This is a genomic window from Mesorhizobium sp. B2-3-15 (assembly GCF_006442875.1).
In the GTDB taxonomy this organism is placed as follows: Bacteria; Pseudomonadota; Alphaproteobacteria; order Rhizobiales; family Rhizobiaceae; genus Mesorhizobium; species Mesorhizobium australicum.
Genome location: NZ_VFVO01000015.1, coordinates 49627 through 63545 on the forward strand (window position 1 = coordinate 49627; position 13919 = coordinate 63545).

At 61.3% G+C, this 13919-nt stretch carries 17 protein-coding genes; 15 read left to right on the forward strand and 2 right to left on the reverse strand.

Features of this window, described 5'->3' with window-relative positions:
* Nucleotides 1-3: 3 nt before the first annotated feature.
* Nucleotides 4-1260: a cyclopropane-fatty-acyl-phospholipid synthase family protein gene (locus FJ954_RS26375; protein ID WP_140664383.1), complete on the reverse strand. Its 1257-nt coding sequence runs from the start codon at nt 1258-1260 to the stop codon at nt 4-6.
* A gap of 335 nt (nt 1261-1595) precedes the next feature.
* On the opposite strand from FJ954_RS26375, the gene FJ954_RS32290 reads away from it, so the two are divergent.
* The 6 genes from FJ954_RS32290 to FJ954_RS26400 all read left to right on the forward strand — a co-directional run bounded on the left by FJ954_RS32290 (nt 1596) and on the right by FJ954_RS26400 (nt 4791).
* Nucleotides 1596-1730: a hypothetical protein gene (locus FJ954_RS32290; RefSeq protein ID WP_023773660.1), complete on the forward strand. Its 135-nt coding sequence runs from the start codon at nt 1596-1598 to the stop codon at nt 1728-1730.
* Between the two features lie 169 nt (nt 1731-1899).
* On the forward strand, nt 1900-2190 hold the full coding sequence (locus FJ954_RS26380) for a Dabb family protein (protein ID WP_015317942.1): 291 nt from the start codon (nt 1900-1902) through the stop codon (nt 2188-2190).
* 148 nt (nt 2191-2338) lie between these two features.
* Nucleotides 2339-3220 carry a VOC family protein gene (locus tag FJ954_RS26385; RefSeq protein WP_015317941.1) on the forward strand — a complete coding sequence of 294 codons (882 nt, stop codon included), beginning with the start codon at nt 2339-2341 and terminating at the stop codon, nt 3218-3220.
* On the forward strand, nt 3217-4059 hold the full coding sequence (gene kdsA / locus FJ954_RS26390; protein WP_140664385.1) for a 3-deoxy-8-phosphooctulonate synthase: 843 nt from the start codon (nt 3217-3219) through the stop codon (nt 4057-4059). Before FJ954_RS26385 ends, kdsA begins: the two co-directional genes overlap by 4 nt.
* Before the next feature lie 77 nt (nt 4060-4136).
* Complete coding sequence (locus FJ954_RS26395; RefSeq protein ID WP_015317939.1) at nt 4137-4340, forward strand: dodecin family protein; 204 nt, start codon at nt 4137-4139, stop codon at nt 4338-4340.
* Between the two features lie 85 nt (nt 4341-4425).
* The gene (locus FJ954_RS26400; RefSeq protein WP_015317938.1) at nt 4426-4791 is read left to right on the forward strand and encodes a PRC-barrel domain-containing protein; all 366 of its coding nucleotides are present in this window, start codon (nt 4426-4428) and stop codon (nt 4789-4791) included.
* A gap of 59 nt (nt 4792-4850) precedes the next feature.
* On the opposite strand, the gene FJ954_RS32295 is transcribed toward FJ954_RS26400, so the two are convergent.
* Nucleotides 4851-4976 carry a hypothetical protein gene (locus FJ954_RS32295; protein WP_140664388.1) on the reverse strand — a complete coding sequence of 42 codons (126 nt, stop codon included), beginning with the start codon at nt 4974-4976 and terminating at the stop codon, nt 4851-4853.
* A gap of 197 nt (nt 4977-5173) precedes the next feature.
* On the opposite strand from FJ954_RS32295, the gene eno reads away from it, so the two are divergent.
* From eno to FJ954_RS26450, 9 genes are all read left to right on the forward strand, one after another.
* Nucleotides 5174-6448: a phosphopyruvate hydratase gene (gene eno / locus FJ954_RS26410; protein WP_140619586.1), complete on the forward strand. Its 1275-nt coding sequence runs from the start codon at nt 5174-5176 to the stop codon at nt 6446-6448.
* A gap of 149 nt (nt 6449-6597) precedes the next feature.
* A complete protein-coding gene (locus FJ954_RS26415) occupies nt 6598-6921 on the forward strand; it encodes a septum formation initiator family protein (RefSeq protein WP_140619588.1) in 324 nt (107 codons plus the stop codon).
* Between the two features lie 191 nt (nt 6922-7112).
* Complete coding sequence (gene pdhA / locus FJ954_RS26420) at nt 7113-8150, forward strand: pyruvate dehydrogenase (acetyl-transferring) E1 component subunit alpha (RefSeq protein WP_140664391.1); 1038 nt, start codon at nt 7113-7115, stop codon at nt 8148-8150.
* 14 nt (nt 8151-8164) lie between these two features.
* Nucleotides 8165-9595 carry a pyruvate dehydrogenase complex E1 component subunit beta gene (locus FJ954_RS26425; protein ID WP_015317933.1) on the forward strand — a complete coding sequence of 477 codons (1431 nt, stop codon included), beginning with the start codon at nt 8165-8167 and terminating at the stop codon, nt 9593-9595.
* A gap of 18 nt (nt 9596-9613) precedes the next feature.
* A complete protein-coding gene (locus FJ954_RS26430; RefSeq protein WP_140664394.1) occupies nt 9614-10954 on the forward strand; it encodes a pyruvate dehydrogenase complex dihydrolipoamide acetyltransferase in 1341 nt (446 codons plus the stop codon).
* Nucleotides 10955-10968: 14 nt separating this feature from the next.
* A complete protein-coding gene (locus FJ954_RS26435; protein ID WP_140664396.1) occupies nt 10969-11382 on the forward strand; it encodes a hypothetical protein in 414 nt (137 codons plus the stop codon).
* Nucleotides 11383-11386: 4 nt separating this feature from the next.
* Complete coding sequence (locus FJ954_RS26440; RefSeq protein WP_140664399.1) at nt 11387-12022, forward strand: SGNH/GDSL hydrolase family protein; 636 nt, start codon at nt 11387-11389, stop codon at nt 12020-12022.
* 15 nt (nt 12023-12037) lie between these two features.
* Nucleotides 12038-13486, forward strand: coding sequence for a dihydrolipoyl dehydrogenase (gene lpdA, locus FJ954_RS26445; protein WP_140664402.1), 1449 nt, complete (start codon nt 12038-12040; stop codon nt 13484-13486).
* 99 nt (nt 13487-13585) lie between these two features.
* The gene (locus FJ954_RS26450; RefSeq protein ID WP_140619600.1) at nt 13586-13843 is read left to right on the forward strand and encodes a GlsB/YeaQ/YmgE family stress response membrane protein; all 258 of its coding nucleotides are present in this window, start codon (nt 13586-13588) and stop codon (nt 13841-13843) included.
* The last annotated feature ends 76 nt before the right edge of the window (nt 13844-13919 follow it).

The window sequence follows — 13919 nt, forward strand, 5'->3', positions numbered from 1 at the left end:
CAGCTACGCCTTGTAGACCACCTGGCGCACATCGATGTAGCTGGCTCGGAAGCCGGCTTCGCAATAGTGCAGGTAGAACTCCCAGAGTTTCTTGAAACGATCGTCGAAACCGAGCGGTACGATTTTCTCCCAGGACCCTCGGAAACGCTGGCGCCATTCGGCAAGCGTACGGGCATAGTCCTCGGGGAAAACGCGTTCGCGCAGATGGGCAAGGCCGTGCGCGGCGCCAAGTGATTTCAAGATGGACGGCGTCGGCAGCATGCCGCCCGGGAAGACGTAGCGCTGGATGAAATCCGGCCTGGCGCGATAGGTGTCGTAGGCGGCTTCGTTGATGGTGATGATCTGCAGCCCAGCCATGCCGCCGGGCTTTAGGCAGTCCTTCATCTTGGAGAAGAACACCGGCCAGTATTTCTCGCCGACCGCCTCGAACATCTCGATCGAGGCGATGCGATCGTAGGTGCCCGTTTCGTCGCGGTAATCCTGCAACTTGATGTCGACCTTTTCGGCAAGGCCGGCCTTGGCGATGCGCGCCTTGGCGAAGTCGTGCTGCTCGCGGCTGATGGTCAATCCGGTAACCCGGCAACCGATTTCGCGTGCCGCGAATTCGGCAAAGCCGCCCCAGCCGCAGCCAATCTCCAGCACATGATCTTTCCCACCTATGCCGGTGTCCCTGGCCAGCGCCCGGTATTTGGCGGCCTGGGCGCTCTCGAGATCGTTGACGCCATTGGCGTAAAGCGCCGAGGAATAGGTCATGCTCGGGTCAAGCCATTCCTTGTAGAAGGCGTTGCCGAGATCGTAGTGCGCCGAGATATTACGCTTCGATCCGGTGCGTGTGTTCTCGTTGAACCAGTGACGGATGCGCTGGACTGTGTTGATGAGCCAGCTGGCGCCGCCGGCAACCCTTTCACCGAAGGCGGAGTTGACCACGAATAATTCCAGGAAGCTGGTGACGTCAGGGCTTTCCCAATCACCGTCCATATAGGATTCGGCAACACCAATTGTGCCGCCGGAAAAGGCGCGGCCCGGCAGGCGCCAGTTCTTGAGCACCAGTTCGGCATCGGGCCCCGGCGCCTTTCCGCCGACGAGAACGGCGCGGCCGTCCGGCATCCAGACTTTCAGCGAACCGCGCGGCAGGTTCATCGCCGCCGACAGCACCATGCGCGCCTTGGCCGGCAGGCCCTTGACGATCTCGGCGAAATTGAACTCGTCGAGCCTGACCGCGTCGCCCGGCGCTATGCCATGATGTTCCCCGTGTGTCATTCCAAGCCCCTGGATCTCCGTGGTGCCGGCGCGATCGCCGAGCCGCGGTTCTCTTGGTTCATCCGCCGGGTTCGAACGCCATTGCCTGGTCCCGGTAGCTTGCGGATCCGGCGACAGGCGGGCTCGAACGAAGCGCGCGCCCCTTAGCCAGAGCTTCAGCGCTTCCCGATGAATGCCTGCGCCAATCTTCCACGCCATGAGGCGGAACTTCAAGAGGCATGCCAAGAGCTGGACTGTGCCACGCGGGCGGCTGGCATCCGCCGCCTTGCGGCAGGCTGCTGCCCGAAATCGAAAACGTCTATGGCAGCCGCGGCGCTAGTGCGATAGCTTTAGCCATGCGTTATGTGATTGTCATTGCCGCCATCGCGTTCTTCCTGATCTGGGACGGTCTCTACAATCAGGGCCGGTATCTCGACGTCACGGTCAGGGAACTCTCCCATGTCGTGCGCTACGTCACCGGAAAAGCCTGATATCCCCTCTTGAGATAGCAGCCTGGCGCCTCATTTGAGGTGCTCACCGGTGTGAGACGAGGTCCAGCCCGATCGAGGCGCGTCGCAAGGACGCGTGGCGCCATGACCGGTTGACGCAAAGAGACCGCCGTCACAAAAGACCCCGACATTTCAGATCGAGGAGGCGGGATTGATCCGGCATATCGTTTTCTTCAGCGCGCGCCGCAAGGAAGATGTGGAAGCAGTTCGCACCGGACTGCTGGCGCTTGGGGACATTCCTCATTCCAGTCTCTTCGAGGTCACGTTGAACACCAAGGTCGACCCGCTGTCGGATGAAGTCGATGTCGTCGTCTACGCGGAATTTGCCGATGACGCGGCGCTGGCAGCCTACAAGTCGCATCCGCTCTATGCGCAGACCACCAGCAAGGTCAAACCATTGCGCGAGCTGCGCTATTCCGCTGATGTCGTCGCTGGAAGCTGATCCCGTGCCGGGGATAGCCTCATGTCAAGTCGAGTTGCGGCGGAAGGGAAAGTCCACGACTGTTTCAGGTGGTTGTTGCGGGGCCGCCGCCGGCGGCATTGCGATCAAGTCTTGAACCGATCTTCCGAATGATGCACATCGCGCTTCCATGACCTCGTCAGGCATTCATCCGCTCGATCATCTGGTTCTGCCGACGCAGAGCCTCGATGTGGCGCGTGCCCGGCTCAACGCCCTTGGCTTCGTCGTCGCTCCGACCGGCATCCATCCGTTTGGCACGGAAAACTGCTGCGTTTTCCTCGCCGACGGCACCTATCTGGAGCCGCTTGCGATCGGCCGTGAACAGGCTGCGACAGAGGCGGCTGCCGAGGGCAATGTCTTCGTTGCGCGCGATCGCCTCTATCGCGAAAGTCGTGGCAACGAGGGATTTTCCGCGGTGGTGCTTGGCACGGACAATGCCGATGACGACCATGAACGCTATGTCGAAGCGGGTCTGTCGGCGGGAGACAAGCTGAGCTTCTCCCGAGCCTTCACCGACACGGCGGGCAAAAGCGATACGGCGTCGTTCAAGCTCGCCTTTGCCGCGGCTCCCGGCCAAACGGACGCATTTCTTTTTGCCTGTCAGCGCATCAACGCGCCGAGAGTAGACCGAGGAGCCTTGCAGGCTCACCCCAATGGGGTCGACGGAATTGTCGAGGTGGTTGCAATCAGCAGCGCTTCCGCCGAGCAGCATCGGCTGATTTCAGTGGCGGTCAATGATCAGGCCGCCGATGCGCACGACGGCGTCTTTCATCTGCCGAACGCGGCCTTGACCGTGCTGGAGGCCGCCGCTTTCACGGCGCGCTTCGGCATACCGGCCGGTACGCCATCAGAATTGCACTTCGCCGCCGTGGTTTTTTCGATCCGCGACATTGGCGCCACCGCAGGCCTGCTTGCGGCCAATGCCGTCCAGCACGATATGTCGGGCAATGACATCATCGTGCGGCCGGCATCCGGGCAGGGCGCGGCTTTCATCTTTCGGGAGATCCCATGAGCAACCCCCTGGCGCCCAATTCGTCGGTAACCGTCGGCAACGTCGTCTTCGACAATGCGGGACCCCTGGCGCTGATCGCCGGCCCTTGCCAGTTCGAATCGCGCCAGCATGCCTTCGACATGGCCGGCACGCTGAAGGAGCTGACCGGCAGGCTCGGCATCGGCCTCGTCTACAAGACGAGTTACGACAAGGCCAATCGCACCTCGTTATCGGCGACGCGGGGTGCCGGCATGGATGCCGCGCTTCCCGTCTTCGACGAGTTGCGCAAGGAATTCTCGCTTCCCGTGCTGACCGATGTCCACACCGAGGAACAGTGCGCGATCGTGGCGCCGCATGTCGACGTGCTGCAGATTCCGGCCTTCCTGTCGCGCCAGACCGATATGCTGGTCGCCGCCGCGAGGACGGGCAAGGTCATCAATGTGAAGAAGGGGCAATTCCTCGCGCCCTGGGACATGAAGAACGTCGTCGCCAAGATCACCGGCTCGGGCAATGCCAATGTGCTGACCACCGAGCGCGGCGCTTCTTTCGGCTACAACACGCTGGTGTCGGATATGCGGGCGCTGCCTGTCATGGCCGAGATCGGCGCCCCGGTGATTTTCGACGCCACCCATTCGGTGCAGCAGCCGGGCGGGCAGGGCGGATCGTCTGGCGGGGAGCGCCGCTTTGTCGAGACGCTGGCCCGCGCGGCCGTTGCCGTCGGCGTTGCCGGCGTCTTCATCGAGACCCACCAGGACCCCGACAATTCGACTTCCTCCGACGGTCCCAACATGCTGCCGCTAAAGGATATGCCGGCACTGCTGGAAAGGCTGATGGCCTTCGACAGGATTGCAAAGGGCTGAAAAGCCAATGTCTTGTAGCGGATAAGCCCCGGTTGTAGGCTCGTCCGGCAAATGAGCGCTTTGGCAGGAGGAAGCCAATGTCCGTCGCCCGCGTCACCGAAATCACCTCGTCGTCCAGGAAAAGCTTTCAAGATGCCATCGAGAAGGGAATTGCGCGCGCCGCGAAGACCCTGAAGAACGTCGAAGGCGCCTGGATCCAAGACCAGAAGATCGTCGTCGAGGATGGCAAGATCGCAGCCTATCGCGTCAATATGAAGGTGACTTTCATCCTCGCGGAGTGATTGGGCAGCCCGCCAAAAAAGTCGGGAACTTTCGCCCGCGCCCCTCATTGTCAAAGTGCGGATTAACGACAACGAGGAGCAAACAATGACGACGCAAACAGGCCACACCGAAGCCATTGCCGCTTCGCGAGTCATCGGCACGACCGTCTACAACACCCAAGGCGACAGCATCGGCAGCATCGAGGACGTCATGCTCGACAAGACGTCGAACGGCATCATGTTCGCGGTGATTGGATTTGGCGGCTTTCTCGGCATTGGCGAGAAGTACCACGCCATCCCCTGGGCAAGCCTCGACTATGATGAGGCAAGGGGCGGCTATGTCATACCCTTCTCCAAGGAACAGCTGAAGGCAGCGCCTGCCCATTCCATCAACGAACTGGCCGGCGCGGATGGCGAGAGCGCGCGCGACGAGTCATACGAATATTACAAGGTCGCGCCCTACTGGCATTGACGCCACAATCGAAAAAAGGGGGTCGTTTCCACGGCCCCCTTTTTGATTCAAACGCAACGCTACTCGCTGATGTGCAAAGCCGGCAAAGACGCAATAGCCTTTGGCGGCGACTGCTGGTTGTGGCATGACGTCAGGAACGCCGCGGCGATCAGGAACAGACTGACAATACCGCTCAACTCAGACATGGCGAACCCCTCCTGTTTCGCCCCGCGATAACATTCCTAACCCGAAATGCGCGTCCGGTGGCATGACTTATGATGACAGGAAATTGCGCTTCGTGAATCGGGCGGGCGGCACTATTCGATCAGGCCCCGATTGCCTTTTGCGTCGCTTTGGCTAAGACGGGCGCGACGTTTTCTCCAGATCAATCGAGGACATCGCAATGACCGCCATCATCGACATTGTCGGGCGTGAAATCCTGGACAGCCGTGGAAACCCGACCGTCGAGGTCGATGTTGTTCTCGAAGACGGTTCGATGGGCCGCGCCGCGGTGCCGTCGGGTGCCTCCACCGGCGCCCACGAAGCCGTCGAGCTTCGCGACGGCGGCGCCCGCTACCTTGGCAAGGGCGTGCTCAGGGCCGTCGAGGCGGTCAATGGCGAATTGTTCGAGGCGATCGGCGGCATGGAAGCCGAAAACCAGATCCATATCGATCAGACCATGATTGAGCTTGATGGCACGCCCAACAAGAGCCGGCTCGGCGCCAACGCCATCTTGGGCGTTTCGCTGGCGGTCGCGAAGGCCGCGGCCGATGCCGCCGGCCTGCCGCTCTACCGCTATGTCGGCGGCACCAAGGCGCATGTCCTGCCCGTGCCGATGATGAACATCATCAATGGTGGCGCGCATGCCGACAATCCGATCGACTTCCAGGAATTCATGATCCTGCCGGTCGGTGCGCCGACGCTGCGCGAAGGCGTGCGCTGGGGCTCGGAAATCTTCCACACGCTGCGCAAGAAGCTGAAGGATGCCGGCCACAACACCAATGTCGGCGACGAGGGCGGCTTCGCCCCGAACCTGAAGAGCGCGCCGGTGGCGCTCGACTTCATCATGGAATCGATCGAGAAGGCCGGATTCAAACCAGGTGAAGAGATCGCGCTCGGCCTCGATTGCGCCGCGACCGAGTTCTTCAAGGACGGCAACTATGTCTATGAGGGCGAGAAGAAGACGCGCGATCCCAAGGCGCAAGCCAAGTACCTCGCCAAGCTCGCGGCCGACTATCCGATCATCTCGATCGAGGATGGCCTTGCCGAGGACGATTGGGAAGGCTGGAAGTACCTGACCGACCTGATCGGCAAGAATACGCAGCTCGTTGGTGACGATCTCTTCGTCACCAACACGGCGCGCCTGCGCGACGGCATCCGCATGGGCGTCGCCAACTCGATCCTGGTCAAGGTCAACCAGATCGGCTCGCTGACCGAGACGCTGGATGCGGTCGAGACCGCGCACAAGGCTGCCTACACCGCCGTCATGTCGCACCGTTCGGGCGAAACCGAGGATTCGACCATCGCCGATCTCGCCGTCGCCACCAATTGCGGGCAGATCAAGACCGGCTCGCTGTCGCGCTCCGACCGCATGGCCAAATACAACCAGCTGATCCGCATCGAGGAAGAACTCGGCAAGCAGGCGCATTATGCCGGCAAGTCCGTGATCAAGGGCTGATCCGGCCGCACATCGTTGATACGGAGAGGGCGGGACATCCCGCCCTTTTTTATTTCAGGCCGGCATGGCGGTCTCCCGTAACCGTCCGTTAAGCACAATCAGGCGAAAAGACTTCGAGCCGTTTGAGTTCGCGGCACGGGGAATCGGTTATGTGGACGCGTCAGCACAAGCAGAGAAACACCGGCCGGCTGATCATTCCCTCGCTGTGCGTGCTGTTCCTGGCTTATTTCGGCTTCCATGCCTATCACGGTGAATTCGGCATCAATTCGAAATACAAGCTTGAGGCCGAGACGGTTGCGTTGCAGGGTCAGCTCGATGCGATCAAGGCACGCAGGATGGAACTCGAGCGGCGCGTCAAGCTCATGCATGACGGCACGCTGGAGAAGGACATGCTCGACGAGCAGGCGCGCAAGGCACTCAATCTGTCGCAGGCCGACGAGATCACCATCATGCTGCCGGCTCCGGCGAAGTAACCAATTTCAGGTTAATCGCCAATATTTTCAATGATTTTAATTGCTTAGGCGCATGCCAGCTATGCAATTTCGACATGGCGGAACGCCTTTCTACGTGTTAGCCTCCCATAAATCGAAGGGGAGGGCGATCTCCCCGGAGCAGTTTGATCTTGCTCCAGTGTCCGCAAAGAGACGCCAACAGGGAGTGATGCATGGCCACCGCAGCCAGAAAAGCGCCTGCCAAATTGAAATCCGACGGCAAACCCGGTCTATCAGCACCCAAGCCTGTTGACTTCACCAAGGACGAAGAGCTTGCCGCCTACCGGCACATGCTGCTCATCCGCCGTTTCGAGGAGAAGGCCGGCCAGCTCTACGGCATGGGCTTCATTGGCGGTTTCTGTCACCTCTATATCGGCCAGGAAGCGGTCGTCACCGGCATGAAGATGGCGCTGATCGACGGCGATCAGATGATCACGGCCTATCGCGATCACGGCCACATGCTGGCGATGGAGCTGTCGCCGCGTGGCGTGATGGCCGAGCTGACCGGACGCCGCGGCGGCTTGTCCAGAGGCAAGGGCGGTTCCATGCACATGTTCTCCAAGGAGAAGCATTTCTATGGCGGTCACGGCATTGTCGGTGCGCAGGTGTCGCTTGGAACAGGTCTGGCGTTTGCCAACCGCTACCGCGACAACAACAATGTCTCGCTGACCTATTTCGGCGACGGCGCCGCCAACCAGGGCCAGGTCTATGAAAGCTTCAACATGGCCTCGCTGTGGAAGCTGCCGGTGATCTACATCATCGAGAACAACCGCTACGCCATGGGCACCTCGGTGTCGCGCTCTTCGGCGGAAACCAATTTTTCGCATCGTGGCGCGTCGTTCAAGATTCCGGGCATCCAGGTCGACGGCATGGATGTGCGTGCGGTGAAGGCGGCCGGCGATCTGGCTACCGATTGGTGCCGTGCCGGCAACGGGCCGATCATTCTCGAAATGCAGACTTATCGCTATCGCGGCCACTCGATGTCCGACCCGGCGAAATACCGCTCCAAGGAAGAAGTCCAGAAGATGCGCTCCGATCATGATCCGATCGAGCAGGTCAAGGCGCGGCTCATCGAGAAGAAGTGGGCGACCGAGGACGAACTCAAAACCGTCGACAAGGAGGTTCGCGACATCGTCGCCGACGCCGCCGAATTTGCCCAGCACGACGCGGAGCCGGATCCGTCCGAGCTCTGGACCGATATCGTATTGTAAGGGAGGGCCAGGACATGCCGATCGAAATTCTCATGCCCGCCCTCTCGCCGACCATGGAAGAGGGCAATCTTTCCAAGTGGTTGAAGAACGAGGGCGACAAGGTCGTCGCCGGCGACGTCATTGCCGAGATCGAAACTGACAAGGCGACGATGGAAGTCGAAGCCGTCGACGAAGGTACGCTGGGCAAGATCCTGATCGCCGCCGGCACCGAAGGCGTCAAGGTCAACACGCCGATCGCCGTTCTGCTGCAGGATGGCGAAAGTTCTGGCGACATCGACAAGGCCTCCAAGGCGGCTCCCGCCTCGACGCAAGACGCGGTGTCAACTGGTGGGCAGCGCGCCGACGCGGCCGAGGAAGGCTCGCAACGGGCGCCGCAGGATGCTGGAGAGGCGCCGAAAGCCTCCGTCCCCGCCGCCCCGGTGGTCAACCTCGCTGCCGATCCGGACATTCCTGCCGGCACCGAAATGGTCTCGACCACGGTGCGCGAGGCGCTGCGTGATGCCATGGCCGAGGAAATGCGCCGCGACGGCGATGTCTTCGTCATGGGTGAGGAAGTCGCCGAATACCAGGGCGCCTACAAGATCACACAGGGCTTGCTGCAGGAATTTGGGCCGCGGCGCGTCGTTGACACGCCGATTACCGAGCATGGTTTTGCCGGCGTTGGTGTCGGCGCGGCGATGGCTGGGCTGAAGCCGATCGTCGAGTTCATGACCTTCAACTTCGCCATGCAGGCGATTGACCAGATCATCAACTCCGCCGCCAAGACGCTTTATATGTCGGGCGGCCAGATGGGCGCGCCGATCGTGTTCCGCGGGCCAAATGGCGCGGCGGCCCGCGTCGCGGCGCAGCACTCGCAGTGCTATGCCGCCTGGTACAGCCACATTCCAGGCCTGAAGGTCGTGATGCCGTATACGGCCGCCGACGCCAAGGGCCTGCTCAAGGCAGCGATCCGCGATCCGAACCCGGTCATCTTCCTCGAGAATGAAATCCTCTACGGCCAGTCCTTCGACGTTCCGAAGCTGGACGACTTCGTGCTGCCGATCGGCAAGGCGCGCATCCACAAGGCAGGCAAGGATGTCACCATCGTCTCCTTCGGCATTGGCATGACCTATGCGGTCAAGGCTGAAGCCGAGCTGCGCGGCATGGGGATCGACGCCGAGATCATCGACCTCAGGACTATCCGTCCGCTCGATCTCGACACCGTCATCGCCTCGGTCAAGAAGACCAACCGGCTGGTCGTGGTCGAAGAAGGCTACCCGCAGAATTCGGTTGGCGACCACATCGCCAACCAGGTCTCGCAGCGCGCCTTCGATTTCCTCGACGCACCGGTCATCACCATTGCCGGCAAGGACGTGCCGATGCCTTATGCGGCGAACCTCGAAAAACTGGCTTTGCCGAATGTCGGCGAGGTCATCGAGGCCGTCAAAGCCGTCGCATATCGCTGAACCGGGTGGGAGGACAATATGCCAATCAACATCACCATGCCGGCGCTCTCGCCCACTATGGAAGAGGGCAATCTTTCCAAGTGGCTGGTCAAGGAAGGCGACAAGATTTCGCCCGGCGACGTGATCGCCGAGATCGAAACCGACAAGGCGACGATGGAGGTCGAAGCCGTCGATGAGGGCACGGTTGCCAAGCTCGTCGTGCCGGCCGGAACCGAAGGGGTCAAGGTCAACGCGCTGATCGCGGTGCTTGCGGCGGAAGGCGAAGATGCCGGCGCCGCGGCGAAAAGCGGCGGCGCCACACCGGCGAAAGCCGAAGCTCCGAAAGCCGAAGCGCCGAATGCTGAAGCGCCAAAGGCCGAGGCCCCAAAGGCGCAGGCGGCTCCGGCCGCCAATGGCAACGCGGCTGGCGACCGCACCTTTGCATCGCCGCTTGCCCGCCGTATCGCCAAGGACGCTGGCGTCGACGTCTCTGCGGTCACCGGCACCGGCCCGCACGGCCGCGTGGTCAAGGCTGACGTAGATGCCGCGATTGCCGGTGGTGGCGCCAAGGCGGCACCGGCTGCCAAGGCTCCGGCCGGCGCGCCTGCCTCCGCCCCGGCGGTAAAGGCGATGTCGGACGAGCAGGTGCTGAAACTGTTCGAGGAAGGCTCCTACGAACTCGTCCCGCACGACAATATGCGCAAGACCATCGCGCGGCGCCTGGTCGAAGCAAAAACCACCATCCCGCATTTCTATCTGACGCTCGACTGCGAACTCGACGCGCTGCTGGCTTTACGCACTCAGCTCAATGCCGCGGCACCGGTGAAAAAGACCGACAAGGGTGAGGCGCCCGTCTACAAGCTGTCGGTCAACGACATGGTCATCAAGGCGATGGCGATGGCGCTGAAGGCGGTGCCGGATGCCAATGCCTCATGGACCGAGAGCGCCATGGTCAAGCACAAGCATGCCGATGTCGGCGTCGCCGTTTCGATCCCCGGTGGCCTGATCACGCCGATCATCCGGCATGCCGACGAAAAGACGCTGTCGGTCATCTCCAACGAGATGAAGGACCTGGCCAGCCGCGCCCGCAGCCGCAAGCTGAAGCCGGAAGAATATCAAGGCGGCACGACCGCCGTTTCCAATCTCGGCATGTTCGGCATCAAGGACTTTGCCGCCGTCATCAACCCGCCGCATGCGACGATCCTGGCGGTCGGCGCCGGCGAGGAGCGGGCGGTGGTCAGGAACGGCGAGATCAGAATAGCCACCGTGATGTCGGTGACGCTGTCGACTGACCATCGTGCGGTTGATGGCGCGCTGGGGGCCGAACTGCTGGTCGCCTTCAAGAAGCTGATCGAGAATCCGATGGGCATGCTGGTCTAGGAAAGGGAAAGGCTGTGCGGATATTCTTCACCAGCCTTTTCGCCTTTTTGATTTCCGGCTTGGCCGGCGGCCTTATCGCGCAATGGTTGGCTGTCGCCACCGGCGCCGAGGAAGAATACATCATCGTCTTCATGTTCTCGGTGCTGGTGACTTTTGTCGCCACCTTCATCTTCTTCGTTGCGCAATTGACGAACGATCCGGTCGCGGCCGTTGCCAGGGCGGGCAAGTGGACGCTGATTGCCTTTGTGGCGCTTCTCGTCCTGCTGGTCGCGCTGATCCTCTACAGCGACAGCAGCGCCGCGGTGGTCAGGAAAGACATACCGATGGTTGCCGGTCTCGGTCTGCCGGGCCTGGTGACGATCGTCATCCATTGGTTGTTCGTACGCTGGCGCGTGAAGCGCGGCGTGGCCGACACAAAGGCAGGTTGAACGGATGAAGACGGTGCTTTGTTACGGCGACTCGCTGACCTGGGGCTACAATGCCGAGGGCGGCCGTCATGGGCTCGGGGATCGCTGGCCAAGCGTCCTGCAAGCAGGCCTCGGCGGAGGCGTTCAAGTCGTCGCCGAGGGGCTCAATGGCCGCACCACCGCCTTCGACGATCATCTGGCCGGAGCCGATCGCAACGGCGCGCGGCTGCTGCCGACAGTGTTGACGACGCATGCGCCGATCGACCTGATCGTCATCATGCTCGGCGCCAATGACATGAAGCCATGGATCCATGGCAACCCAGTTGCCGCCAAGCAAGGCATCCAGCGGCTTATCGATATCGTGCGTGGCCACGACTACCCGTTCGACTGGCCGGCGCCACAGATACTGATCGTTTCGCCGCCTCTTGTCAGCCGCACCGAAAATACCGACTTCAGGGAGATGTTCGCCGGCGGCGATGAGGCCTCGAAGCAGCTTGCGCCGCAATACGCCGCACTCGCCGACGAGGTCGGCTGCGGCTTCTTCGACGCTGGCACGGTGGCGCAAACAACACCTCTCGATGGCGTCCACCTCGATGCCGAGAATACGCGAAACATTGGCGAGGCGCTGACGCCGGTCGTGCGCGTCATGCTGGAATTGTGATTGAAGGAGAAACCCGTGGCTGAGAACTATGACGTCATCATCATCGGCTCCGGCCCCGGCGGCTATGTCACCGCGGTGCGCTCCGCCCAGCTCGGCTTCAAGACGGCGATCGTCGAGCGCGAGCATCTAGGCGGCATCTGTCTGAATTGGGGCTGTATTCCGACCAAGGCGCTGCTGCGGTCGGCCGAGATCATGCATTATTCCGATCATCTGAAGGATTACGGCCTGAAGCTCGATGGCGGCAAGATCAGTGCCGATACCGCTGCCGTCGTCGATCGGTCGCGAAAAGTGTCGCTCAGGCTCAATGGCGGCGTCGCCTTCCTGATGAAGAAGAACAAGGTCGACGTCATCTGGGGTGAGGCCAAGCTGACAAAACCAGGCGAGATCGTCGTCTCCAAGACGGCCAAGAAGCCGATGGAGCCGCAGCCGCCGGTGCCGAAAGGCGTCAAGGGCGAGGGCACCTACACCGCCAAGCACATCATCCTGGCGACCGGCGCCCGGCCGCGCGCTCTGCCCGGCATAGAGCCGGACGGCAAGCTGATCTGGACTTATTTCGAAGCCATGGTGCCGAAGGAGATGCCGAAGTCGCTGCTGGTGATGGGCTCAGGCGCCATCGGCATCGAATTCGCCTCCTTCTATCGCACAATGGGCGCCGACGTCACGGTCGTCGAGCTGCTGCCGGCGGTGATGCCGGTCGAGGATGCCGAAGTCTCGAAATTCGCGCAAAAGCAGTTCGAGAAGCAAGGCATGAAGATCATCCTCGAGGCCAAGGTAACCAAGGTCGAGAAGGGGACGAACTCGATTACCGCGCATGTCGAGATGAAAGACGGCAAGGTCGAGAAGATCACCGCCGATCGCATGATCTCGGCCGTTGGCGTCCAGGGCAATATCGAGAACCTCGGCCTTGAAGCACTCGGTGTTAAGACCGAGCGCGGTTGCGTGGTCATAGACGGTTATGGCAAGACCAATGTGCCTGGTATCTACGCCATCGGCGATGTCGCCGGTCCGCCCATGCTTGCTCACAAGGCCGAGCACGAGGGGGTCGTGTGCGTCGAGAAGATCGCGAATTTCCCCGGTGTTCATGCCACGGACAAGCTCAAGATCCCCGGCTGCACCTACTGCAATCCGCAGGTCGCCTCGGTTGGACTGACGGAAGCAAAAGCCAAGGCCGAGGGCAAGGATATCCGCGTCGGCCGCTTCCAGTTCGGGGCCAACGGCAAGGCCATCGCGCTTGGCGAAGACCAAGGCTTCATCAAGACCATCTTCGACAAGAAGACCGGTCAGTTGCTCGGCGCACACATGGTCGGCGCCGAAGTCACGGAACTGATCCAGGGTTTTGTCGTGGCGATGAACCTCGAAACCACCGAGGAAGAGCTGATGCACACCATCTTCCCGCATCCGACGCTATCCGAGATGATGAAGGAAAGCGTGCTAGACGCCTATGGCCGCGCCTTGAACGCATGATAGATTCCCCGCGGGAGACTCAGCTGTCAAAGCCGTGGGATCTCGACGGCGAGGCAGTTCGTTTCCCAATGCATTTTTACTGGCGCAAGGAGAAGGCATATGCACTTGAACGGCGTGGGCTGGATCGCAGCAATCATCATCGGCGGCCTGGCAGGCTGGTTGGCCGAAATGGTCATGAAGAGCAACACCGGCATATTCATGAACATTATCATGGGCATCGTTGGCGCGGTGGTGCTGAATGCAGTCCTGCAGGCCCTCAACATCGGCGTATTCGGCGTCGGCTGGACCGCTTATCTGATCACCGGATTCATCGGTGCCTGCCTGCTGATCTGGGTAGGTCGCCTGGTGCGCCGTTAGTCGATATCGTTTTCGGCTATGCGAAAACGGTTGTAGCGGCATGCGCCGCTGCAGCCTTTTTCTTTGTCCCGAAAAG

What these genes read in the sequence shown, in the direction of transcription:
- FJ954_RS26375 (WP_140664383.1), bottom strand. Translation starts at nt 1,260, where the DNA reads ATGACACACGGGGAACATCATGGCATAGCGCCGGGCGACGCGGTCAGG.
- FJ954_RS32290 (WP_023773660.1), top strand. Translation starts at nt 1,596, where the DNA reads ATGCGTTATGTGATTGTCATTGCCGCCATCGCGTTCTTCCTGATCTGG.
- FJ954_RS26385 (WP_015317941.1), top strand. Translation starts at nt 2,339, where the DNA reads ATGACCTCGTCAGGCATTCATCCGCTCGATCATCTGGTTCTGCCGACG.
- kdsA (WP_140664385.1), top strand. Translation starts at nt 3,217, where the DNA reads ATGAGCAACCCCCTGGCGCCCAATTCGTCGGTAACCGTCGGCAACGTC.
- FJ954_RS26395 (WP_015317939.1), top strand. Translation starts at nt 4,137, where the DNA reads ATGTCCGTCGCCCGCGTCACCGAAATCACCTCGTCGTCCAGGAAAAGC.
- FJ954_RS26400 (WP_015317938.1), top strand. Translation starts at nt 4,426, where the DNA reads ATGACGACGCAAACAGGCCACACCGAAGCCATTGCCGCTTCGCGAGTC.
- FJ954_RS32295 (WP_140664388.1), bottom strand. Translation starts at nt 4,976, where the DNA reads ATGTCTGAGTTGAGCGGTATTGTCAGTCTGTTCCTGATCGCCGCGGCG.
- eno (WP_140619586.1), top strand. Translation starts at nt 5,174, where the DNA reads ATGACCGCCATCATCGACATTGTCGGGCGTGAAATCCTGGACAGCCGT.
- FJ954_RS26415 (WP_140619588.1), top strand. Translation starts at nt 6,598, where the DNA reads ATGTGGACGCGTCAGCACAAGCAGAGAAACACCGGCCGGCTGATCATT.
- pdhA (WP_140664391.1), top strand. Translation starts at nt 7,113, where the DNA reads ATGGCCACCGCAGCCAGAAAAGCGCCTGCCAAATTGAAATCCGACGGC.
- FJ954_RS26425 (WP_015317933.1), top strand. Translation starts at nt 8,165, where the DNA reads ATGCCGATCGAAATTCTCATGCCCGCCCTCTCGCCGACCATGGAAGAG.
- FJ954_RS26430 (WP_140664394.1), top strand. Translation starts at nt 9,614, where the DNA reads ATGCCAATCAACATCACCATGCCGGCGCTCTCGCCCACTATGGAAGAG.
- FJ954_RS26440 (WP_140664399.1), top strand. Translation starts at nt 11,387, where the DNA reads ATGAAGACGGTGCTTTGTTACGGCGACTCGCTGACCTGGGGCTACAAT.
- FJ954_RS26450 (WP_140619600.1), top strand. Translation starts at nt 13,586, where the DNA reads ATGCACTTGAACGGCGTGGGCTGGATCGCAGCAATCATCATCGGCGGC.